This is a genomic window from Natrinema thermotolerans (genome assembly GCF_031165565.1).
Taxonomy (GTDB): domain Archaea; phylum Halobacteriota; class Halobacteria; order Halobacteriales; family Natrialbaceae; genus Natrinema; species Natrinema thermotolerans.
On the sequence record NZ_CP101873.1, the window covers coordinates 2,078,757 to 2,100,635 of the forward strand.

Consider the following 21,879-nt stretch of genomic DNA (forward strand, 5'->3'; position numbering starts at 1 on the left):
TCGGGCGTCGCTACGCGTGTTCGAGCGACTCGAGCATCGTCCGAACGGCCCCGGACTCGGTCTCGAACCCGTGAACCCGGGGGAAGACCGCGACGGGAATCACGAAATCGTCGCCGTGGGTCACCGGTTCGCCGACCAGTAGGAAGACCTCGAGCGATGCGCCGGCGCTGACGAGTCGTGCGCGCGCCTCGTACCGCGCGAGCGTCGTCTCGGTCCCCAGGACCGACACCGACTCCGATCCGACGCGCTCGACGTTCTCGAGTCGGTCGTATCGGTCCTGGAGCAACGCGACGAGTTCGTCCGTCGAGTAGTCACCGACGGGGTTGAACGTCTTCCCGAGGACCGACACCTGCGGCGTCGAGAGGACGGCGACGACCGCCGCCTGGACGCGCGTCAGTCCGACGGCAGCGAGCGAAATCGAGCGGTCGTACTCGGCGTACCAGTTCCGGGCCTCGATCGTCCGTTCGATCCCGAACCGGCTCACGGTCCGTTCGACGGGCACGTCCTCGACGGTGCGTTCCTCGTACCCGGTCTCCTCGAGCGCGGCCGGGGCGACGGTCGCCGCCTCCGAGGCCAGTTCGTCCTCGAGGACTCCGGCACAGCCGGCGACGGTCGCGGTCCCGGCGGTCATACCCGTGGCGAGCAGTCGGCGACGCGTGAGTGCCATCGATCGATGCAGGTCGTTCGCCGACGAAAGCGCGTCGGTTTCGGCTACACGGGGGACGCGGCCGAAGGCGTCGTCGGAGACGGACGACTTGATACCCCCGTAGTACCAAGGGCCGCCCGTGCACTCGAGTGACCGTGATCGGGTCGTGCTGGCAGCCCTCGTCTTCGCAGTGATGTTCTCCCAGCTGCTGCTTTATCCGGGCGTCGCGACGCTCGTCGAGGCGCTGGGGGCCGACGCGGCGACGTCGGCGTTCGCGGCGACGCCGCTCGACGCGAGCATGTGGTTCCTCGTGGCCGAGTTCGCCGCCTACGTCGGCTTCGTCGGCGTCTGGGGGGTCGCGAGCGACGCGACCGGGCGACGGGTCCCGTTCATCGTCGCGGGCTCGTTCGCCGGCGCGGTCGGCTACGCGTCCCTCGCCGCGGTGCCGGCGGTCGGTTCGATTCCCTTCGAAGGCATCCTCGCCCTCCGGGTCCTCCAGGGTGCGATGACCATCGGCGCGTTCTCGCTGACGATGACCATGCTGATGGACCTCGAGGGGGGCCACGGACGAAACATGGGGGCGGCGGGAATCGCCATCGGCACCGGCGCGGCCCTGGGTGCGCCGATCGGCGGCCAGTTGACCGAGGTCGATCCGCTCGCGCCGCTGCTGGTCGCCGCCGGGCTCCTCGTCTGCGTCGGAGCGCTCGTGACCCGCGTCGAGGACCGAACGCCCGACCGTGGGCGGAGCGCTCGCGCCCTCGTCGACGGTCTCCGACGGCAACCGGTCCTGTCGATCCCGTACGCCTTCGGCTTCGTCGACCGGCTCACCGCGGGGTTTTTCGCGCTCGTCGGCACGCTGTACTTCCAGGAGACGTTCGGACTCGACGCCGGGGCGACCGGTCTCATGCTGGCGTGTTTCTTCGGTCCGTTCGCCCTGTTACAGTATCCTATGGGCGCGCTCTCGGACCGGATCGGACGAACCGTCCCCATCGTCGTCGGCTCGGCCTGCTACGGCGGCGGCATCCTCCTCGTCGGGTCGTCCCCGTCGGTCGCTACCGCCGCCATCGCGATGATCGGCGTCGGGATCCTCGGCGCGCTCGTCTCCCCCGCGACGATGGCGCTGGTTACCGACCTCGCCGACGAGAGCGAACGCGGCGTCGCCATGGCCGGGTTCAACCTCGCCGGAAGCCTCGGCTTCCTCGGTGGCTTCCTCGTCGGCGGCACCGTCGCCAGCAACCACGGCTACGACCTGGCCTTCCTCGTCGTCGGCGGCTTCGAGATCGCGATCGCCGTCGTCACGATCCCGGCGTTTCTCCGGCTCTCGCTCGAGCCGACCGAGCGGTTCCGATCCGGCGACCGGGGCGATGCCTGACGGTGGCCGTGCGTCCGACAGGCCAACCCGTCTTGATCGTACAAATATTGTGGTATGTATATTCACATCATTGTAGTGGGAGAAGGTATCAACTTTTATGCTCTCAGTCCCTATTCCCGGTGATGGCACGAGATAATCCGGTTTCACGGCGGACAGCGCTGAAGGTGACGGGCGCGGCGGCGACGACTGCGCTCCTCGCCGGTTGTAGCGGTGGCGACGACAGCGGCAACGGTAACGGCAACGGCGACAGTGAGGGCCCGTACACGATCGAGTCCGGCACGACCATCGAACTCAAATCGCTGGCCCAGTCCTGGGAAGGCGTCGCGCCGTCCAAGATCGAAGGCGTGGAGAACCCCGACCTCAGCCTCACCGAGGGCGAGACCTACACGATCGAGTGGGTCGAGAACGAGCAGGGTACACACAACCTCGCGGTCTACGACGACAGCCAGTCGGCCGTCGCAGGACCGACTGAAAAGACCAGCGAACCCAGCGACGCGTCGGTCGAGTTCGAGGCCTCGAGTGACACCGTCGAGTACGTCTGCGAGCCCCACTACGACATCGGGATGGCTGGCAGCATCCAGCTCGAATAACGGCGTCGACGCCACGATTCGGGCGGAACGGTCGATACCGTCTGACCGTTGCAGTTTCGGATCGCTTTCTGACGGTTTTCTTCGGCGGGAGACGACGGCGACACAGCAGTCGGTAGCGATCGCTGTTCTACGTCGAACCGGGTAACTTTAGTCCCGTTGACGTTTTACCGAATCTATGGGAAACGACAGTGGTCCGACTCGTCGTCGTCTGCTTCGGATTTCTGGATTGACGGCTGTAACCGGTGTCCTCGCGGGGTGTCTGGACGAGAGTACAACCGACGATGACCCCGGCGACTCGACTGACGACGACGATGGCGACGAACCCGGGACTGGCGGTGAAACCGACGTAGATGACGGGTCGGGCGCGGACGGGTCCGACGGTGACGCGGCGTCGAACGGGGACAATACCGTCGATACCGACGACACTGATTCGAAGGACGGGGAGGGCGAACCGACCGAGACTGATCGCGGATACGAGATTGAGCCCGGGACGACCGTCGTGTTCCGATCGTTGGCCATGTCTTGGGAAGGGGTCGCGCCGTCACCGATCGAAGGCGCAGAGAACCCGAACCTCATCCTTCAAGAGGGCGAGAGCTACACGATTACCTGGGCAGAGAACGAGCAGGGGATGCACAACCTCGCGATCTACGACGACAGCGAGTCGGCCGTCGCCGGACCGACTGAACTGGTCAGCGAGGACGAACCCGACCTGAGCGTCGAGTTCGAAGCCTCGAGTGACACCGTCGAGTACGTCTGCGAGCCCCACTACGACGTCGGAATGAAGGGCAATATCGAACTCGAATAACGGAGTCGACGCCGTGATTCGGGCGAAATCAGCACTTTTTAGCGCGCTTGAGGCGCCTTCGAACCTATGGAAAACGACAGCGATCGAACTCGTCGCGGACTGCTTCGGAGTACCGGATTGGCGGCTGTGACCGGCGTCCTCGCGGGGTGTCTGGACGAGAGTACGACCGACGACGACCCCGGCGGCTCGACCGATGACAGCGATGGCGACGAACCCGAGACCGGGGACGAGACCGATGGAGACGACGGTTCGGGAGCGGACGGGTCCGACGGTGACGCGGCCTCTGACGATGCCGATACCGACGACGCCGATTCGGAGACCGACCCCGAGGACGGGGGGACCGAACCGACCGAGACCGATCGCGAGTACGAGATCGAACCCGGAACGGAGATCCTGTTCGGCGGGGAGACCACCGAATGGGTCGGTCTCGAGCCGTCCGCGATCGATGGGGTAGCGAACCCGACGCTCGTTCTCGAGGCGGGCGAGGAGTACACGATCGGCTGGACCGACGGAGACGGAGCCCAACACAACATCGAGATCTGGGACGAAAACGAGGCCGTCGTCGACGACCTCGAGACCGAACTGGTCGTCGAGCCCGACGAGGGGCAGCGGCTGACGGTCACCGCCAGCGAGGAGATGGCCGCGTACGTCTGCCATCCGCACTACTTCACCATGCAGGGGACTATCCGGGTCCGAAGCGACCAGTAGTTCGATCGCGCTCGCCGCTCGAGAGCGAGTCCCCGATCGAGCCGTCCGCCTGCTCGCATCGGGGTGCTTCTCGCCGGTGATCCCCGCTCTCAGGATGGCATCAAAAGTACCATACCGCCTCGCTTCGCAGTAGCCCGTATCAGGTGATATCCGTGACCGAAAAACGCGAATACACGGGCGACTACCCCGACAAGACGCTGTATATTCCGGGCCCGACCGAGGTGCGCGAGGACGTCATCGAGGCGATGTGCGAGCCGATGTTCGGCCACCGCATGGACCGGATGACCGACCTCTATACGACCATCGTCGAGGACACCAAGGAGTTCCTCGGTACCGACAACGAGGTCGTCATCCTGACGGGATCGGGCACGGAGTTCTGGGAGGCGTCGACGCTCAACCTCGTCGACGAGAACATCCTCGTCCCGACCTGTGGTAGCTTCAGCGAGCGCCACGCCAACGTGGCCGAGCGACTGGGCAAGAACGTCGACCGCCTCGAGTACGACTGGGGCCAAGCGATCAAACCCGAGGACATCCGCGAGGAACTCGAGGCAAGCGACAAACACTACGACGTCGTCGCGACCGTGATGAACGAGTCCTCGACGGGCGTGCGCAATCCCATCGAGGAGATCGGCGACGTCGTCGCCGAGTATCCGGACACCTACTTCGTCGTCGACGCCGTCTCCTCGCTGGGCGGGGACTACGTCGACATCGACGAACACAATATCGACGTCATCTTCGCGTCGACCCAGAAGGCGTTCGCGATGCCGCCGGGGCTGGCGGTCTGTGTCGTCAGTGACGAGGCCTACGAACGCGAACTCGAGAAGGACTCCGCCTCGTGGTACGGCGGCTTCCAGCGGACGATCGACTACTACGAGCGGAAGGGCCAGACCCACTCGACGCCGGCGATCCCGATCATGCTGGCCTACCGCAAGCAGATGAAACACATGCTCTCCGAGGGCCACGACGCCCGCGACGAGCGCCACCGCGAGATGGCCGAGTACACCCGCGAGTGGGCGCGCGACCACTTCGATATGTTCCCCGAGGAGGGCTACGAGTCCCAGACGGTCAGCTGCATCGAGAACACGCGGGACATCGACGTCGCCGCGACGATCGAGGCCGTCTCCGAGGAGTACGACTTCGTCTTCTCGAACGGCTACGGCTCGCAACTCGGCGAGAAGACCTTCCGCATCGGCCACATGGGCGAACACGACCTCGAGTCGATCAAAGAACTGACCGACGCGATCGAGGACGTCGCCGGGCTGTGAGGGGGGCCATAGGGATTCACCGCGAACGAACGGTTTCGCGGCGCGTCGCGCCGCGAATAGGCGAACGGCGATAGCCGTGAGCCAGTGAGCGAGCGGGCCGACGAACGACCACCGGGAGTGAGGAGTGCTTTTGGTCCAGCTTTTGCCGAGGGCTGGCTATGCCAGCCCGCAGCGCAAAAGGTGGGTCTACGTGGGCGAACACGACCTCGAGTCGATCAAAGAACTGACCGACGCGATCGAGGACGTCGCCGGGCTCTAGAGTCGGTCGTCGCCGCGGCTACGAGAACAGTCCCCGGAGCCACTCGAAGAAGTCGGCGATCAGATCGACGACCCGCTCGAGAAGCGATCGCAGTCCGGCGACGACGCCGTCGTTCCAGGTGGTACCCTCGGTCGCGCGTTCGTCGCCGACCGCCGCCCGGGCGTTGACGAGCCCGTCTCCCTCCGCACACGTTCCGAGGACCGTCTCGGCCGTCCCGCCGAGGATCTCCCGGACTGGATCGTTCGGTCCCGGCCCGTTTTCATCGCGTCTCTCCCAGACGAGCGCCGCGACGCCGGTGACGAACGGACAGGCCATGCTCGTCCCGCTCGCCTGTGCGTACCGGTTGTCGACGGTCGTCGAGTTGATCTCCGTTCCCGGAGCCAACAGGTCGACGGCCGACCCGACGCTGCTGTAGGACGCCAGCGTCTCGTCCTCGTTCATCGCGGTGACCGCGACGACGTTCTCGTGGGTCGCCGGGTAGGTCATCGTCGCCGCGTCGCAGGAGTCGGGCCCGTCGTTGCCCTCGTTGCCGGCCGCACAGAGCAGGAGGTGTCCCGCCGAGTGTGCTTTGTCGATGGCCCGAGCCAGCGAGGAACTCTCGGACTCACCGCCGAGGCTCATCGAGATCAGTTCGATGTCGTTCGACATGCACCAGTCGATCCCGGCGACCAGTTGGCTGTAGCGGCCGGAGCCGTCGTCGTTGAGGACCTTCACCGCGTGCAGGTTCACGTCGGGGGCGACGCCGACGACGCCGCGGTCGTTGTCCAGCGCGCCGACGATCCCGGCGACGTGTGTCCCGTGGCCGTGGCGATCCTCGTAGTCCCCGGGCGGCCCATCGCCGGTGAAGTTCCGCCCGCCGGCGACCGACAGACTGCAGTGTCCCGACTGGATCCCCGTGTCGAGGATCCCCACGTCGACGCCCGCTCCGTTCGGGTCGACGCCGTCGGCACCGATGCGTTCTACCCCCCACGACGGTCGTTGGTCGGGATGGGTGGCACAGTCGGAGCCGTCAGGGGGATTCAGGAGGTCCGGCAGGGACGGCGACCAGTCCCCGGGGATTCCGGTCTCGTCGTCGTCTTCGACGAACGCTACCCGGTCGTCGCGACGCAACTCCTCTAGTCCGGCCGACGGGACCTCCGCGACCACGAACTCGAAGTTGTCGAACTCGAGGAGCGTGGTTCCGCCGACGGCATCGACGAGGTCGAACAGGTCGCTGAGTCCGTCGAGCAGCCCCGTTTCGGGGTGGACGAACACCCGCTCGGTGTCGGGTTCGAACTCCGTAGCCGACGCGGGCGTGCCGACCAGCCCGGCCACAGCGCCGGCCCCGATACCGCCGAGTACTCGCCGCCGGCTGCATTTCATGCGCGGGTCGATGCACAACGACCGAATAAGTCTTCTGTGTCGGCCGACAGTCAGTCGGAGCGATCTGTCTCGTCCTTGAGCGGTATCGGTGCCGGCGATAGTGAATAGTGTCGGAAAGCGGAACTAACCCCACTCGTATCGTCGGCGAGTGAGCGGTGCGCGGTTCGGAACGAGCGGAGCGAGTGAGAACCGCGAGAACGTGAACGGGGAGCGTAGCGACCCGTGAGCGGTTCGAAGAACCCGAACGACGCCGCTCACCGCGAGCGCCGTATGGCGCTCGCGGGCCGACGACTGACCCGTAATGAACGCAGTGAATGGAGGGGAAGGAGGAGTGTCCTCGTGAGTGAAAACGAACGAGGGCTCGGAAGACGCAAAGCGTCTTCCGGCGCTTTTCATCGAAGTTTTCCCGAGGGTGCGCCTTCGGCGCACCCGCAGAGGAAAAGTTCGGTCTACTGTATATGGCCTTCGTCGCGAAGCTGGTCGGCTTCGCTTTTCTCGTAGCGCCAGGTGATGTCGGCTTTCTCGTCCTGCCAGTCCCAGGGTTCGACGAGGACGACGTCGTCCTCACGGATCCAGATGCGTTTTTGCATCTTCCCGGGAATCCGCGCGGTGCGTTCGGTGCCGTCGGCACAGCGTACCTTGACTCGATTCGCCCCGAGCATGTTCGTGACGGTCGCGAAGACCTCGTCGTCCTCGGGCATCCGGAGGTTCTTCCGACCGCCCTCGCCGTCGTCGCTCATGGCCCCAGATTGGCGGTCGAGGGGTTTAACCCTTTACTGATTGCGTGGACGGAATCGCTAGCCGTCGCGGTTACGGCCCGATCGCTCAGCCCCCGAAACCACGCCGCTTATTTCGCTTGGCTCTGCAACCCAGCGTATGCTCCGTAATCTCGGCGCGCTCGGTCTCGCCGGTATCGTCCTCTTGCTCGCGGGAATCGGCCTCATCGCGTACGCGAACTGGATCGTCGCCGTCGGGATGGCGCTGGTCCTGGCCGGGCTCGGGCTCGTGGTCAAATCCCTGATCTCCGGCATGCTCCAGAATTTCGGCATGTTCTGACGGTCTCGAGCCCGTTCCGTCCCCTGCTGTGTTTTGGTCTCCCTTTCGTCGGTTCCGGTATGGGACCGTCGCTTCACTACTCCGACCTCGTGTTGCTCGCCATCGCGGCGAGTCTCGGGATCGGTGCCCTCGTGGAGGACGCGACACCGGTCCCGTCACCGATGGGGATCCTCGCCCTCGGCGTCGTCGCGGTTGCCTTCATCGGGCACGCGCTGTTTATCAACGGCCCGGTCGACGATACCGAGGACCTCGGCGCAGAACTCGATCTCGAGGAGGTGCCGCAGGTGCTGTCGCCGACCGAATCGGCCGACTGATCTCGATCAGACCTCGTTGTCGCCGGCCCGGTGTTCGCTGATGAGTTGGTCGACCATCGAGGCCTTGCGCTGTTTCCGTCGCTCGCGGGCCCGGTCGTGCCAGTCGTCGACGACGGCCTCGACGTCGTCCTCGCGGGCGACGGCGAGTTCGTCGACTTCCTGCATCGCCACGTCGTCGGCGGGGCCGACCGGAACCTCGGCCTCGAAGAGGATCTCGTCGGCGATCTCCGAGAGGCCGCCCTCTTTGAGGATCACACGGGGGTCGAACTCCGCCATGAGCTGGGCCGTCGAGCGACCCGCGCCGCTCGCGTCCCGGATGTAGACCACGTCGCCGCTGGCGATCCCGTACTGCTCGTCGGCCTCGCGGATCGCGCCCTTGGTGAACTTCTCGACGACCTTGACCGGGACCAGCCCCTCCTTCTCCGCGGAGACGTCGCTGAAGTTCGAGTGGTCGAGCTTCCAGAGGGCCTTCATGCGCTCGACTTTTCCCTCGAGGTCTTCGACCGTCTCCCGGGCCTCGTCGCGCTCGCGCTCCAGACGGTTCGCCTTCCGTTCCAGACGGTTCACCTCGCGGTCCTTGCGGACCTGCGTGCGTTCCTCGCGCCGAGCGAGGGAGAGTTCGGACTCGAGTTCGTCGATGCGGTCGTCGCGGTCCTCGACCCGGCCCTCGAGGGTCTCGACGTGTGACTGCAGCCGTTCGACCTGCCGCTCCAAGTCCTTGATCCGCTGTTCTTCCTCGGTGAGTTCGCGGGGCTCGTGTTCGGCGGCCTCGTCGTCCTCGCCGCCGCCGTCGTCACGCAGGTCCGTCAGGACGGCCTCGACGCTCTCCTCGCCGGCGACGACGCGGGCGGTGACCTCGCCGCGGTCGATCCCCGGCGGGAGCTTGTCGGCGATCCGGTCGAACTGATCCGCGTGGTCGTCGATGGCGTAGAGGGCGGCGGCCATCGCGTCGCGCTGGTGGTCGTCGTCGTAGGGGTGGTCGCGCGTGCGGTGCTGTTTCTCGTCGATCGGCAGATCGCTGTCGGGCGTCCAGCCGGCGGCGTCGAAGCTCCGGCGGAACTTCTCGACGGTCTCGGGTATCGGGGTCACGTCCGCGGCGACGATGACCGGCCGGCCGCGCTCGACGATCCACTCGATCACGTCGGCGGTGTCGCTGGTGCGGGAACTCCAGACGTCCAACACCTCGCCCTCGAGGGAGACGATGGCGACGGCGGTCGTCGTCCCGGGGTCGATCCCCACGACGACGTGATCGCGCCGTTTCGCGAGCGGGCGGAACTCGATGCCGTCCCGTCGTTCCCGTTCGATCTCGACGCGGACGTCGCCCGAGCGGTTGCGCGAGACGGGGATGTCCTGCGGCCGCGCTTCGACGGTGAAGACGGCGTTGGCGAAGCCGCCGTAGGCCTCCCGGACCTCGCGCTCGTAGGCGAGGTTCGCGTCCTCGAGTTCGGACTCGACCTCGCGGGCCCGCTTCTTGACCGAGCCGTGGATGCGGCGGGTGTAGCGGTCCTCGCTCCAGCCGCCGCTGCCGGTCGAGCGGCCCCGAGCGACCTTGACCTCCGTCGTGTCGGTGAAGGCGGACACCTCGTGGCCGACGTTGTGGGCGGCCAGTCGGGCCGCGGCCTCGGCCTCCTGCATGGGGTCTTTCCCGTAGGGGACGCCGTGGCGTTTCGCGACCCTCGAGAGGGGTTCGGGTTGCTCGGCACCCGTCACCTGAACGAGCATGGTGTCGGCGGGCAGCGATCCCAGGAAGTGGATGAGCTGGTCCTTGTCGGCGGCCAGCTCGTACATGTTGTCGGTCGCGACGATCGCCGGCTCCTCGTCGTCGATCAGTCGCCGGAGTTTCCGGTGGGTGACGACGTCACGGCTGACGTCGTCGCCGTCGTAGACGGCCAGTGCGTACGATGGCGCGTCGCCGCGTACGTCACCGCTCTGGATATCGACACCGAAGACGACTGCATCGAGCGCACTCGTTCGGGTACTCACAGGAGGTCGTAGGGACGAGGCGGCTATAAATCCGACGCGGGTTCGCAGTATGTCGATCGAACGTGCGCTCTCGTCGCCGACAGACGAGCGGTTTCGATCGGCCGCGAGTCGTCTCTCATACGGTTTGCTGCCCCGTTGGGGCCGCAGGGCGGTCGCGGTCCCGCCGGCGACGACGGACAGGAAACCGTCTCTACTCGCTGCCGGGATACGAAATCTCGAGGCGGTCCCCGTCGTCGGGGACGAACACGGCGTCGGAGTCGCCCGCGAAGACCTCGCGAGCTTGCTCCTCGTGATCGGCGGTGTAGCCGGCGTACCGGGAGGACAGATGCAGCAGTGCGAGCCGGTCCGCACCCGCCCGGTTCGCGATCTCGGCGGCCTGTCTCGCGGTGGCGTGGGCGGTCTCGGCCGCGCGGTCGGCGCGGTCGTCGGCGAAGGTGGCGTCGTGGATCAGGAGGTCGGGGTCGTCGGCGACCTCGATCGTCGCCTCGGTCGGGCGGGTGTCGCCGGTGTAGACGATCGACCGGCCGGGGCGGGAGTCACCGACGACCTGTTCGGGGTCGACGACGGTGCCGTCCTCGAGTTCGACCGACTCGCCCTCGTGGAGTCGTGAGAACTTCGGGCCGACGGGGACACCGAGTTCCTCGGCGCGCTCGCGGTCGAACCGGCCCTTGCGGTCGTCCTCGAGGAGCGCGTAGCCGACCGAGCGGGTGTCGTGATCGGTTCCGAACGCGCGGACCTCGTACTCGTCGGCGCGGTAGGCGACGTCGCCGTCCCCGACTTCGCTGATCCGCACGGGAAACGAGGGGCGGTTTCCGAGCGCGTTGATCAGGCCCTTGATCTGCCCGCGCGTCCCGTGGGGGGTGTGGATCGCCAGCGGCTCCTCGCGGTCGTTGAACGCCATCGTCTGGAGCAGCCCCGGGATCCCGAGGACGTGATCGCCGTGACAGTGCGTGACGAATAGCTGCGAGACGGAAAATCCCGTACCGAAGCGCATCATCTGGCGCTGTGTCCCCTCGCCGGCGTCGAACAGCAACTCCTCGCCCTCGCGGGCGACGAAGACGCTGCTCGGATTCCGGTCGGTCGTCGGGATCGCCCCGGCCGTCCCCAGAAACGTCACGCGCAGTGGCATCGCCCAAGACTCGGCGGGCCGCGACTAAACCGGCTTCGGATCGCTCGAGGGCGGCGTTCGACACCGCCGTGCGATAGTAGGCGGTGACAAACGCCGTAGCGGGGGCGCGTACCGGTCGAGTTTCGGGTCAGCGTCCGAACGGACAGCCTCCGTGAACTGTGGTAAGCGGAGACTATTCGGGGAAACCGATTCGAACCGATTCGCCGTCCTGCGAACGGACGACGCGTTTTACCACCGTCGGCCCGAATGGGGGAACGACGACCCCCAGATGAGCCCGCAACTGACGTTCGGCACGGTAAAGCGGATCGGCGCAATCCTGCTCGCGATCGCGATCGTCCTCGCCGCCGGGATCGTGGTCGGGCAGGCCCCCGCCATCTTCGGCGTCGAGGAGGACCCCGAGGCCTCGGTCACGTTCGAGGACCAGCAGGGCAACGGTACCGCGGTCACGATCCGCGAGGTCTCACTCTCCGAGGGCGGCTACGTCGTCGTCACCGACGGCGGCGACGAGCCGCTCGCGGTGTCGAACCGGCTCGAGGCCGGCACTCACGAGGACGTCACCGTCGAACGCGCCGACGACGCGACCCGCGAACTCGTCGGCCAGCTGACGGCGACGGTCCACCGGGATACCTCGGACCAGGAGGGCTACGCCTACGGCGAGACCGACGGCGAGGAGGACCAGCCCTACCTCGAGGACGGGTTCCCGGTCAGCGACACCGCGACGGTGACCACGAGCGAGGAAGACGCCCTGAGCGATTCCTTCGCCGTCGAATCGATCGACGCGCCGGCGTCGGCGACGACCAACGAGACGATCCGGGTGAACGCGACGATCCGCAACCCGACCGAGTTCCAGACCCAACAGCCCGTCGAGGTCCGCATCGACGGCGCGGTCTTCGAACGGCAGATCCTGGAACTCGAGGGTGGCGAGTCCCGAACCGTCACCTTCGAGACCGATACGAGCGGCGCGCCGCCGGGCGAGCGGACGATCGGGATCTACACCGACGCCGACGGCGCGGTCTCGACGATCGACCTCGAGTTCCACACTGAGCCGAGCGTCTCGGTCACCGATGCGAGCAACGGGAGCGTGACGGTGGCCGCCGCCACGCCTGAGGAGGGGTTCGTGGCCGTCGAAGACAACGGGTCGGTGGTCGGTACGAGTGACCAGCTCGAGCCGGGCGAACACGAGAACGTGACGATCGCTCTCTCGGACGACGCGTCGATCGATGAAGACGACGAACTGACGGCCGCCCTCTACGCGGGGAGCCCGGCCGACGCCGACGCGGCGTCGCCGATCGAGTTCGAGGGCGAGCCGGTCGAAACGACGTTCACGATCGCGGACGTGGGAGATGGCGCGGACGACGGCGGCGGAAACGAGTCCGACGGCGGGTAGCGACCCGCCCCGGCCGACGACTAACCGACCGATTCTTACCCGCCTGTCCCCTATCGGCTGGCGATGGACGCGCCGCTGTGGACCGAAACCCACGCCCCGGAGCTGGCCGAGTTGCCACAGGACGACGCCCGCGAGTACTTGGAGCGGGCCGTCGAGGAGCCGATCAACCTCCTCCTGCAGGGCCCGCCCGGGAGCGGGAAGACCGCCGCGGCGCGCGCACTGGCCCGCGAGGCCCACGCGGACCCGGACAACGACTTCGTCGAGATCAACGTCGCCGACTTCTTCGGCCGGACCAAGACCGAGATCAAGAACGACCCGCGGTTCGAACACTTCCTCGTCGGCCGGTCGTCGATGTCCAAGCGGGACATGATCAACCACGTCCTCAAGGAGTCGGCCAGCTACGCGCCCGTCTCGGGCGGCTACACCACGATCCTGCTCGACAACGCCGAGGACGTCCGCGAGGACTTCCAGCAGGCCCTGCGCCGGATCATGGAGCAACACCACCGCACGACCCAGTTCATCGTCGGGACGCGCCAGCCCACCAAGCTCATCCCGCCGATCCGCTCGCGGTGTTTCCCCGTCTCCTTCCCCTCGCCGACCAGCGAGGAGATCGTGGCCGTCCTCGAGCGGGTCGTCGAGCGCGAGGGCGTCGACTACGACGCCGACGGCCTCGAGTTCGTCGCGGGCTACGCCGACGGCAACCTCCGGCAGGCCATTCTCGCGGCGCAGACGACCGTCGAGGACGCGGGCGAACTCACGATGAGCGCGGCCTACGAGACCCTCGGCGAGGTCGGCCTCGAGGACGAGATCGAGTCGATGCTCGACGACGCCGAGGCCGGCGCGTTCACCGACGCCCGCTCGACGCTGGACGACCTGCTCGTCGACGAGGGGCTCGACGGCAACGAGGTCCTCGAGGCGATCCTCCGGATCGCGCGCAAGCGGTATCAGGGCGAGCAGCTCGCCGAGATCCACCGGCTGGCCGCCGACGTCGACTTCGAGATGCACGAGGGGACCAGCGACCGGCTCCACGTCTCGGGACTGCTGGCGGAACTGGGTCGGGACGCCTGACCGTCCCGGATACCTGTCCGATCCGTTTTACTCAGTCGACGTACGGCTTCTCGATATCGGCCGTCCCGCCGAGCCGGTCGCTGATCCACCCCGTCACGACGTCGAAGACGGTCACCAGCGGCGACAGTGCGCGCTCGACCAGCGAGACCGGTCGGGCGACCCGCATCGCCCACCCCTGGGCGTTGCCCAGTCCGTAGGACTTGGGGACGATCTCGCCGAAGACGAGGATGACCACGCTGACGGCCACCGTCGCGGCAGTGACGGCGATGCCGGTCGGCAGGTAGGTGGCGAAGACGACCGTCACGATGCTCGAGAGGGCGACGTTGACGACGTTGTTTCCGACTAAGACCGTCACCAGCAGCCGGTGTGGGTCGTCGCGCAACCCCTTGAGTACGCCCGCTCGCGGATCGTCGGTCGCCGCCCGCTCGTCGATCCACGCCATCGGCAGCGTGAAGATCGCCGTTTCCGCGCTCGAGAAGAAGGCGCTACAACACAGCAAGACGACGGTGGCACCGAGTCCGAACCAGGCCAGCGTGAGGTCGACCATGTACCCGTGTTGGAGACGACACTCAAGAAGGAGCGGGATTCTCCGGACAATATGGGTACGGTACGGGTCGTTATCCGATCGCCGTTCGAAGGGCGGGTATGCCGACGCTTCTCGAGACCCACATCCGGAACCGGTTCCGCGTTCAGCCGAACCACGCGAACAACAACGACACGCTCCACGGCGGCAACCTGATGAAGTGGCTCGACGAGGTGAGCGCGATGTCGGCGATGCGGTTCGCCGGCGAGACCTGCGTCACCGCCCGCGTGAACGAACTCGACTTCGAGCGCCCGATCCAGATCGGCGACACGGCGCTGGTCGAGGCCTACGTCTACGACGCCGGCCGGACGAGCGTCCACGTGGCCCTGCGCGCCTGGCGCGAGGAGCCCCGCAGCGGCGAGACCGAGAAGACCACCGAGTCGACGTTCACCTTCGTCGCGATCGACGAGAACGGCGAGAAGGTCCCGGTTCCCGATATCACCGTCGAGACCGAGAAGGGGGAACGGCTTCGGGATCGCGTCCACGAGCTCGGGGACTGACTCTGTCTCACTCGAGCAAGAGAATCCACGGCAATGCGTTCAGAGTTTGGAGCCGAAGGAGGAAGTAATCAGGTCGTTGTCCCTGTCGACGAGGTTCAGATTCACGGACTTGGGGCGTGACCGGGCCAAGATAGGGCGCCGTCGAAGTTCCGACGAGCGAGGTACTCCACCCCAGTTCGTTCACGAGTGTCCCGTCACAGCCAGTGCGTGCGCCCGCGAACAGCGCATTGACGGGGCCGAACTTACCATACCAGAGCGTACCGTGGTGGATGGCTCTGCGATCCCAGTTTTGTGCAACGTGTCGGCGGTGTCGGCAATGTGTGCATCTGATGTCCGGGACTAGCCGCCCACTTCTCGTGAGTTGGCTGGGGATGATCGGTGGCGTCGATCCTGTATCATTGGCCGTGTCCTTTAGGTCTCAACCAGTGTTTGTCCAACTCATTGTTAAGATAAGGTGGGAAAAAATGAAATGTGGGGGAGATGTAAAAACAATATGGTGGATACACAGAGGTTAGGCCGCGCTCTTGCAGCGGTTGCGGGTATGGGAATTGCAGCAGTAGTTGGTGTTCTATTCTTAGATTGGGACGTATCTACTGCGGTCTTGTTCGTCGTGATTGGATTCCCCGTTTTTTCACATTATTCTACTTGTTCTACGTCCCAAAAAAACCTGGTATAGATAATCGTAGTCAATAGATAGCCTAGCAGAATCCTAATTTACTGCAAGTTGTTTCTGCATTGATATAATCGTTTCCAGCCGGCATACAAGCATCTTGGCCAAATTTATCGAAGACTATACAGATGACTGATGCTAATGCGCCACAGGCCAGCGACCCGATTCCGACGGTGGCAGTTAAACAGATAGTGCCAATTGATACACCGCATCCTATTGTACAGGCGGCTTCGTACGTTCCCTTACAATCGCCACAAGAGGGATCTATATCGGGCATCCCAGGGATGTCGTCCCAGTGAGGGATATCTTCCGGCCCATCTATCTCAGGAAGTTCAGGATCGAAACTAGGCACATCCGGAATAAGTCCGGCCGCTGTAACACTCTTGTCGTGTTCACTGGTAGAAACGGAGTGTGAACCGAGATCATTGAGGTTTACACCAGCCCGTGAAACCTGAACATCATAATTACCAGTGCTGAGAACACCCGGACCGGAGGAATTAGACTCTCCTCCGTCTGCTGTCAGCCGCTCCAGAACTAATCTCTGTTCACCGGACCAGTTCTTGTAAGCCCAACTTCTCATCGACTGACTTGCTTGGATACGGCCATCTTGAACCAAAAACGCCAGATCAGCGATTGGTTGTCCGTCAGACTCAACGAGCAAGGAAACGACGTATCCAGCGTTCTTCCGCTGGTATTTGTAGACACTTGTATCGCTCTCGGCAATTCCACCGCCCCATTCATTCCGTATGTATTCTCTATATTTTGCTAGCTCATTACTCTCGAGAACTAGTTCTTTCAGTCTGTCTGCCTGCTTGTTTTCGATCTCCTCGATAAGCGGATCTGTTTCCGAACCGACTGCTCCTACAGAACTGGATCCGGTCCCGAGCGCTCCAAGGCCGATGCCTGCAGCGGCAGTATTTCGAAGAACTGATCGTCGTGAGAATGGGCTTTCACGTCTATTTCCCATGGTCCAGATTAATGTTGACGCATATAAATATAAATTTTTTATTAGGATGATATTTATGGTGGCTTCTAATTCTGTTCAATTATATATGGGTTGGTTCTGGCCGAATTCAGCTCGGGTCTCAGTACGACACCGATTCGAATCACTCCATTTTCGAGCCCGACCAGATTCAGAAATCACAACGATACCGGGAACACGCCGAGCGGTTCAGGTTACTGAAATAGCCTAGCCGCTGTGGTTCAGCCGTTTCGGCCTCCGACGGACTCGAGGAATCGATCAAGACGGGCGCCGCTCGAGGATCAGCACGTACCGCGTCAGCGACCGATGGACGCGGCGCTCGAAGGCCGACTCGAGTTCCCATCCCGCGGCCCGCGCCTCGTCGGCCCACGAGCGGTCGGCGATCATGACGGCCCGCGGCGCGACCCGGTGGGCCTCCGCGAGCGCGCCCGCGACGAGGTCCTCGAGCCGGTGGGTGTCGATCTTCGACTGGCGGCCGTAGGGCGCGTCGAAGACGACGCCGTCGACCGCGTCGTCGGCCAGCGGCAGCCGGGTCCCGTCGCTGCGGGCGACGTGCCAGTCCCCGCGGGCGACGCCGGTCGGCGACGGGCGCTCGGGTTCGAGAAAGTGGGTCAGGTTCTCCCGCGCGCCCCGGACCATCTTCGCCTGTGCGTCGGTACCGATCACGTCCGCGCCGACGAGGCCGGCCTCGACGAGGCCGCCACCGGTCCCACACATCGGGTCGAGGATCGTCGCTCCCGCTCGAGCGCCCGCGACGTTTGCGACCGCCCGCGCGAGCAGGGGGTCCATGCTGCCGGGCTGGAAGAACGGTTTGTCCGTCGGTGCGCGCGTGCCGAAATCGCGGACGCTCTCGGCCGCGAGCCAGCCAAGCGCACAGACCGAGGCCGGGTCGCCGTCGGTTCCGGCCCCGACACTCGTCTCGTCGCCGGCCGACTCGAGGACGTCACCGCTGCCCGCGAGCGCCCCCTCCGAAAAGCCGACCCGCAGGCAGTGATCGGGGTCCTCGAGGTCGACCGAAAACCCCCGGTCGACCAACACCGCGCCCAGCTCGCGTTCGGCCCGTTCGGTACTCACGCCCGTCGAGCCGTGGACGTCCGTCGCGCGCACGGCGACCGACCCCTCGCGGTCGATCGCGGCGGCCTCGAGGATCGCGCGGGCGCTCGCGAGGTCGGCGTCGCCCCGCCCGACCAGTTCGCTCGCGCGGTGGGTGTAGGCGAGGCCGCGGACCCGCTCGGGGACGACCGCGTCGGCGACGGCCAGCCCGGGCGCGATCCTTTCGACGCCGACCGCGGCGCTTTCGGCCTCTCGGGCCGCGAAGGCGTCGTCCTCGCCGCCCAATTCGAGCAGATACACGCCCGATGGTCGCGGCGGCGCGGCCATGAGCCTACCGCTTTCCGCGAACCGTATACTGTGATCGAATACCACGGCCTGAAACCGCAAGCAGCCCGGAATCGGCGTCTCGGCCGCTTCGGCACGGAGGGTATATACCGGATATATCAGGTGGCGGTACCAACCTTTATAAACCTTAAATACGTCTTTTTAAGCGACTAATGACGGATCCGAAGGACACCATCAACATCGAAAACGTGGTGGCGTCGACCGGCATCGGACAGGAACTCGACCTCCAGAGCGTCGCGATGGACCTCGAGGGGGCCGACTACGATCCCGAGCAGTTCCCCGGTCTCGTCTACCGCACCCAGAATCCCAAGTCCGCCGCGCTGATCTTCCGGTCGGGGAAGATCGTCTGTACCGGCGCAAAAAGCACCGACGACGTTCACGAGAGTCTTCGAATCGTCTTCGACAAGCTCCGTGAACTCCAGATCCAGGTCAACGAGGACCCCGAGATCGTCGTCCAGAACATCGTCACCAGCGCCGACCTCGGTCGGAACCTCAACCTGAACGCGATCGCGATCGGGCTGGGGCTGGAGAACATCGAGTACGAGCCCGAGCAGTTCCCCGGGCTCGTCTATCGACTCGACGACCCCGAGGTCGTCGCCCTCCTGTTCGGCTCGGGCAAGCTCGTCATCACCGGCGGCAAGAAGCCCGAAGACGCCGAACACGCCGTCGACAAGATCGTCTCCCGGCTCGAGGACCTCGGCCTGCTCGAGTAACGGCGTCCGTTTTCGTGCCGCGTCACCCGCGGCCGACGCTACCACCTCTTCAGTCGCGGACACGCCGGTTGATGCCGGCGCATCCGACGGCACTGTTTCCTTCCTCTCGTGTGGACTGTTGTCCGTCGTTTTCGGCACAACCGCGATCGTCCTGCGGTCGCGCCGTGAAATCGGTCCAACGGTTCCAGCAACAGCGGATCCAGCAGTGACTCACCGCGAGCAGCGATGGCGGTATCGTCCACCGGTAATCCCGATTTACTCGCCTTCAGTGTCGTCCGTTCCGTTCGGCCCGCATCGCTCGGTTCGATAGTCGCCTGTTCAATCGTCTCTTTCACCGAATTATCGACTGTTCAATTCCCGCCCAGCGTGTCCCACTCGCCTGAATCGAGTCGGACTCGTCGAAACGACCGCTCGCGTTTATCCGGGTCTCCGTCCCTGACTCTCACGTGCCCATGACGATCCACCCAGACCGCTCGACGGTCGTTTCGGACCGGTCGCGGCTCGGCAACGACGGCGGGATCGGTCGCCGACCGCCCTCGCGGGAGACGATCCGTCAGGCCGTCGACAGCGACCGGCGGCGCGAGGTCATCCGCTGTGTCCTCGTCGCCGACGGCCCCGTCCCATTGCGGACGCTGGTCGGCCGACTCGCAGACGCCGAACACGATCCGACCGTCGGGACGACGATCCACCGACTGCGCCAGCGGATCCACACCTCGCTGTGTCGAACCCACCTGCCGCTGCTAGAGGATCACGATATCGTCACCTGGGACCGCACCCGGAGCCTCGTCGGCCCGGCCGCCAACTGCGGAGCGTTCGAATCCGTCCTCGAGATCGACTCGCTCGAGCGGCCGATCTCCGCTCGCTTGGAGTAAGGAGTACCGCCCGCGGCTACTCGACGAGTCGCTCGATCTCCGTGACCAGAATATCGCTTGCGCCGGCCTCCTTGACCGCCGTGATCGTCTCGAAGACGTCGCTCTCGTCGACGACCGCGTGGACGGCCACCTTCTCGCCGTCCGCGTCGTCGGCGATGTCCATGACCGTCGGCCCGCCCAGTCCCGGAATGACGTCACGGACCGCCTCGAGTCGGTCCTGCGGGACGTTCATCATCAGGTAGCGTTTGCCTTCGGCCTGCTTGACGGAGCCCAGGGCGGTCCGGACCTCATCGACTTTCGGGTCGTCGAGGACGTCCTCGCGACCGAACAGCCGGACCGAACTGGCAAGGACCTCCTCGACGACCGCCAGCCGGTTCATCTTCAGCGTGGTCCCGGTACTCGTGATGTCGACGATGGCGTCGGCCATCTCGACGTGGGGGGTGAGTTCGGTCGCGCCCGACACCTCGACGATGTCGGGGTCGATGCCGGTTTCGGCGAAGAAGTCCGCCGTGATGTTCGGGAACTCGGTCGCGACCGTCTTGCCCGCCAGATCATCGACACCATCGATACCGCCGTCCTCGGGTGCCGCGAGGACGAGTCGGCAGCGCCCGAACTCGAGATCCAGTAGCTCCGAGACGTTGTCAACGCGTGCTTCCTGCACTTGGTCGAAGCCCGTAATGCCCAGATCGGCCGCGCCGTCGGCGACGTACTCCGGGATGTCCGCGGCGCGGGCGAACAGCACCGTCACGTCGGGGTCGACGGTGTCCGCGTAGAGCTTTCGGTCCGCTCCGTTCTCGAGGTGCAGCCCCGCCCGCTCTAAGAGATCGATCGTCGGCTCGTGCAGGCGGCCCTTGTTGGGAACGGCGATTCGCATATGCACGTCCTTGGACGGCGGCGGGGAACTGTCTTTTCATCCGAGCGGTCGGCTCGAGGGACCGCGATTCGTGCGTCAGGTAAACGGGCCCATTGAGGGGTACCCTGGCTGCGCGGTATCGGGTCCGATGACGTGGGGGCCGCGCTGGGACGACTTCCCGGCACGGGCTCGGTCGAAACGCTCGAGGAGTAGATCGGCACGGTCCGTCACGATCCCTGCAGCCGTCGATACCCCTCGTAGAGTGCGGGCAGCCCCAGGGGAAGCGACAGCGTTCCGAACCCGACGATGGCGATCGGTGCGAGCCCATGACGTCGAATCGCAAGCGCCGCCGCTCCGAGCCCGAGCAGCGCCACGGCGTAGGCGGCGTTGCTCCAGAGCGGGTCGTAGGACGAACAGTACAGCCAACAGACCAGCGTGTACGACGGCGCGTTCCACGTCGCGGGCTCGAGTTTCGGCCAAAAGAACCGACAGTAGGTCGTCAGGCTGAGCATCGAAAGCGCCGGGAGGCCGACGAGCCACAGCTCGGCCCCGCGTCGGACCCGCGATCCCCACCGCCGGTAGCCGGCCAGAAACAGCGACGGGAAACAACCGACCCACAGCCAGATCCCGACCGTGTAGCTGATCGGCCAGTGTTCGATGCGGGGCTGTTCGATCGGGAGCCGGAGCGACGGCGGCAGCGTCAGCCACGGAAACGACGGGTCGGGGACCGGGTTCGTCACGAGCGCCGCAAGACAGAGCCCCGTCCCGACGACGAGCCCGACGAGTCCGACCGTCGTATACTGCTCGAGCCACCGGGAGACCGCGTGCCGATCGGGGCCGACGACCGCCGTGCTAGTGTCGGGCATCGGTCTCCGTTTACTCGTCCCGCTCGAGCGCGTCTCGGCGCTGTTCGTACTCCTCGTCGCTCAGGTCGCCCCGAGCGTACGCCAGCCGCAGTTCCTCGAGCGCGCGGTCGGTGTCGTCTCCGCCGGCGATCGCCCGGTAGACGAGGTAGCCGCCGCCGACGACGGCGGCGACGAACAGGAGCTGCATCAGGACGGCGACGAGCGGCAGCCAGCCGGGTGTCGTTCCGCCGTCCCACATCCCGTGGCCCCACATGCCGCCCATCATGGGGCCGAATCCCATCATTCCAACCCCCATGAACGCCATTGGCAGTACCACGAGGGCACCGATGGCGATGAGGACGATCGTGGCGAGTCGCGTGTCGCGTGTGTCGGTTGCCATGAGATCTCACCGGCGACGGAACGGTCCGTCTCCGGCTAGGGATACGGGGTTGTGACTCAATGCGGTTCTCCTTTGGAATGCAATGTCTGAAAATGCCCTCACTTCGACTTTCACAGTTC

At 65.5% G+C, this 21,879-nt stretch carries 24 protein-coding genes; 13 read left to right on the forward strand and 11 right to left on the reverse strand.

Going from position 1 to position 21,879, the window contains the following annotated elements:
* Positions 1 to 10 precede the first annotated feature (10 nt).
* Positions 11 to 667: a DUF6517 family protein gene (locus NP511_RS10745; protein ID WP_049965191.1), complete on the reverse strand. Its 657-nt coding sequence runs from the start codon at positions 665 to 667 to the stop codon at positions 11 to 13.
* A 118-nt stretch (positions 668 to 785) separates the two neighbouring features.
* On the opposite strand from NP511_RS10745, the gene NP511_RS10750 reads away from it, so the two are divergent.
* From NP511_RS10750 to NP511_RS10775, 6 genes are all read left to right on the forward strand, one after another.
* On the forward strand, positions 786 to 2,018 hold the full coding sequence (locus tag NP511_RS10750) for an MFS transporter (RefSeq protein WP_049965190.1): 1,233 nt from the start codon (positions 786 to 788) through the stop codon (positions 2,016 to 2,018).
* A gap of 122 nt (positions 2,019 to 2,140) precedes the next feature.
* Complete coding sequence (locus tag NP511_RS10755) at positions 2,141 to 2,608, forward strand: plastocyanin/azurin family copper-binding protein (RefSeq protein WP_049965189.1); 468 nt, start codon at positions 2,141 to 2,143, stop codon at positions 2,606 to 2,608.
* A 226-nt stretch (positions 2,609 to 2,834) separates the two neighbouring features.
* A complete protein-coding gene (locus tag NP511_RS10760) occupies positions 2,835 to 3,413 on the forward strand; it encodes a plastocyanin/azurin family copper-binding protein (RefSeq protein WP_233274325.1) in 579 nt (192 codons plus the stop codon).
* 66 nt (positions 3,414 to 3,479) lie between these two features.
* Positions 3,480 to 4,121 (forward strand): plastocyanin/azurin family copper-binding protein, encoded by a 642-nt coding sequence (locus tag NP511_RS10765; RefSeq protein WP_049965187.1) that lies wholly within the window; start codon positions 3,480 to 3,482, stop codon positions 4,119 to 4,121.
* 152 nt (positions 4,122 to 4,273) lie between these two features.
* Entirely contained in the window at positions 4,274 to 5,386 is a 1,113-nt protein-coding gene (locus NP511_RS10770; RefSeq protein ID WP_049965186.1) for a pyridoxal-phosphate-dependent aminotransferase family protein, read from the forward strand.
* A gap of 124 nt (positions 5,387 to 5,510) precedes the next feature.
* Positions 5,511 to 5,645, forward strand: coding sequence for a hypothetical protein (locus tag NP511_RS10775; RefSeq protein ID WP_257720305.1), 135 nt, complete (start codon positions 5,511 to 5,513; stop codon positions 5,643 to 5,645).
* 18 nt (positions 5,646 to 5,663) lie between these two features.
* Here NP511_RS10775 and NP511_RS10780 read toward each other — a convergent pair whose 3' ends face one another.
* Entirely contained in the window at positions 5,664 to 7,007 is a 1,344-nt protein-coding gene (locus tag NP511_RS10780) for a S8 family peptidase (RefSeq protein WP_049965185.1), read from the reverse strand.
* Between the two features lie 449 nt (positions 7,008 to 7,456).
* Positions 7,457 to 7,747 carry a translation initiation factor eIF-1A gene (gene eif1A, locus NP511_RS10785; protein ID WP_006183204.1) on the reverse strand — a complete coding sequence of 97 codons (291 nt, stop codon included), beginning with the start codon at positions 7,745 to 7,747 and terminating at the stop codon, positions 7,457 to 7,459.
* Between the two features lie 136 nt (positions 7,748 to 7,883).
* On the opposite strand from eif1A, the gene NP511_RS10790 reads away from it, so the two are divergent.
* The gene (locus NP511_RS10790; protein ID WP_006648556.1) at positions 7,884 to 8,063 is read left to right on the forward strand and encodes a DUF7470 family protein; all 180 of its coding nucleotides are present in this window, start codon (positions 7,884 to 7,886) and stop codon (positions 8,061 to 8,063) included.
* Positions 8,064 to 8,122: 59 nt separating this feature from the next.
* Positions 8,123 to 8,377 carry a DUF8015 family protein gene (locus NP511_RS10795; RefSeq protein ID WP_049965184.1) on the forward strand — a complete coding sequence of 85 codons (255 nt, stop codon included), beginning with the start codon at positions 8,123 to 8,125 and terminating at the stop codon, positions 8,375 to 8,377.
* Positions 8,378 to 8,383: 6 nt separating this feature from the next.
* Here NP511_RS10795 and NP511_RS10800 read toward each other — a convergent pair whose 3' ends face one another.
* Both NP511_RS10800 and rnz read right to left on the reverse strand, forming a co-directional pair.
* Entirely contained in the window at positions 8,384 to 10,360 is a 1,977-nt protein-coding gene (locus NP511_RS10800) for a DUF460 domain-containing protein (protein ID WP_049965183.1), read from the reverse strand.
* Positions 10,361 to 10,550: 190 nt separating this feature from the next.
* Positions 10,551 to 11,489, reverse strand: a complete 939-nt coding sequence (gene rnz / locus NP511_RS10805; protein WP_049965182.1) for a ribonuclease Z — start codon at positions 11,487 to 11,489, stop codon at positions 10,551 to 10,553.
* Between the two features lie 268 nt (positions 11,490 to 11,757).
* Here rnz and NP511_RS10810 point away from each other — a divergent pair, with 268 nt between their 5' ends.
* Both NP511_RS10810 and NP511_RS10815 read left to right on the forward strand, forming a co-directional pair.
* A complete protein-coding gene (locus NP511_RS10810; protein ID WP_049965408.1) occupies positions 11,758 to 12,876 on the forward strand; it encodes a DUF7282 domain-containing protein in 1,119 nt (372 codons plus the stop codon).
* Between the two features lie 63 nt (positions 12,877 to 12,939).
* Positions 12,940 to 13,944, forward strand: a complete 1,005-nt coding sequence (locus tag NP511_RS10815) for an AAA family ATPase (RefSeq protein ID WP_049965181.1) — start codon at positions 12,940 to 12,942, stop codon at positions 13,942 to 13,944.
* A 31-nt stretch (positions 13,945 to 13,975) separates the two neighbouring features.
* Here the strand turns inward: NP511_RS10815 and NP511_RS10820 are convergent, their stop codons facing one another.
* Positions 13,976 to 14,491: a CNNM domain-containing protein gene (locus tag NP511_RS10820; RefSeq protein ID WP_049965180.1), complete on the reverse strand. Its 516-nt coding sequence runs from the start codon at positions 14,489 to 14,491 to the stop codon at positions 13,976 to 13,978.
* Between the two features lie 98 nt (positions 14,492 to 14,589).
* Here NP511_RS10820 and NP511_RS10825 point away from each other — a divergent pair, with 98 nt between their 5' ends.
* Positions 14,590 to 15,027, forward strand: coding sequence for an acyl-CoA thioesterase (locus NP511_RS10825; protein WP_049965179.1), 438 nt, complete (start codon positions 14,590 to 14,592; stop codon positions 15,025 to 15,027).
* 698 nt (positions 15,028 to 15,725) lie between these two features.
* Here the strand turns inward: NP511_RS10825 and NP511_RS10830 are convergent.
* Complete coding sequence (locus tag NP511_RS10830) at positions 15,726 to 16,664, reverse strand: hypothetical protein (RefSeq protein ID WP_211249102.1); 939 nt, start codon at positions 16,662 to 16,664, stop codon at positions 15,726 to 15,728.
* A 273-nt stretch (positions 16,665 to 16,937) separates the two neighbouring features.
* Positions 16,938 to 18,059 (reverse strand): RNA methyltransferase, encoded by a 1,122-nt coding sequence (locus NP511_RS10835; RefSeq protein WP_049965178.1) that lies wholly within the window; start codon positions 18,057 to 18,059, stop codon positions 16,938 to 16,940.
* A 170-nt stretch (positions 18,060 to 18,229) separates the two neighbouring features.
* Here NP511_RS10835 and NP511_RS10840 point away from each other — a divergent pair, with 170 nt between their 5' ends.
* Together NP511_RS10840 and NP511_RS10845 are read left to right on the forward strand one after the other, a co-directional pair.
* On the forward strand, positions 18,230 to 18,790 hold the full coding sequence (locus NP511_RS10840; RefSeq protein WP_004267580.1) for a TATA-box-binding protein: 561 nt from the start codon (positions 18,230 to 18,232) through the stop codon (positions 18,788 to 18,790).
* Between the two features lie 452 nt (positions 18,791 to 19,242).
* Positions 19,243 to 19,662 carry a DUF7344 domain-containing protein gene (locus NP511_RS10845; protein WP_006648564.1) on the forward strand — a complete coding sequence of 140 codons (420 nt, stop codon included), beginning with the start codon at positions 19,243 to 19,245 and terminating at the stop codon, positions 19,660 to 19,662.
* A 16-nt stretch (positions 19,663 to 19,678) separates the two neighbouring features.
* On the opposite strand, the gene hisG is transcribed toward NP511_RS10845, so the two are convergent.
* The 3 genes from hisG to NP511_RS10860 form a co-directional block, all read right to left on the reverse strand.
* A complete protein-coding gene (gene hisG / locus NP511_RS10850; protein WP_049965176.1) occupies positions 19,679 to 20,536 on the reverse strand; it encodes an ATP phosphoribosyltransferase in 858 nt (285 codons plus the stop codon).
* Between the two features lie 206 nt (positions 20,537 to 20,742).
* Positions 20,743 to 21,381: a hypothetical protein gene (locus NP511_RS10855; RefSeq protein WP_006648566.1), complete on the reverse strand. Its 639-nt coding sequence runs from the start codon at positions 21,379 to 21,381 to the stop codon at positions 20,743 to 20,745.
* A gap of 10 nt (positions 21,382 to 21,391) precedes the next feature.
* Positions 21,392 to 21,760 (reverse strand): SHOCT domain-containing protein, encoded by a 369-nt coding sequence (locus tag NP511_RS10860; RefSeq protein ID WP_049965175.1) that lies wholly within the window; start codon positions 21,758 to 21,760, stop codon positions 21,392 to 21,394.
* Positions 21,761 to 21,879 lie beyond the last annotated feature (119 nt).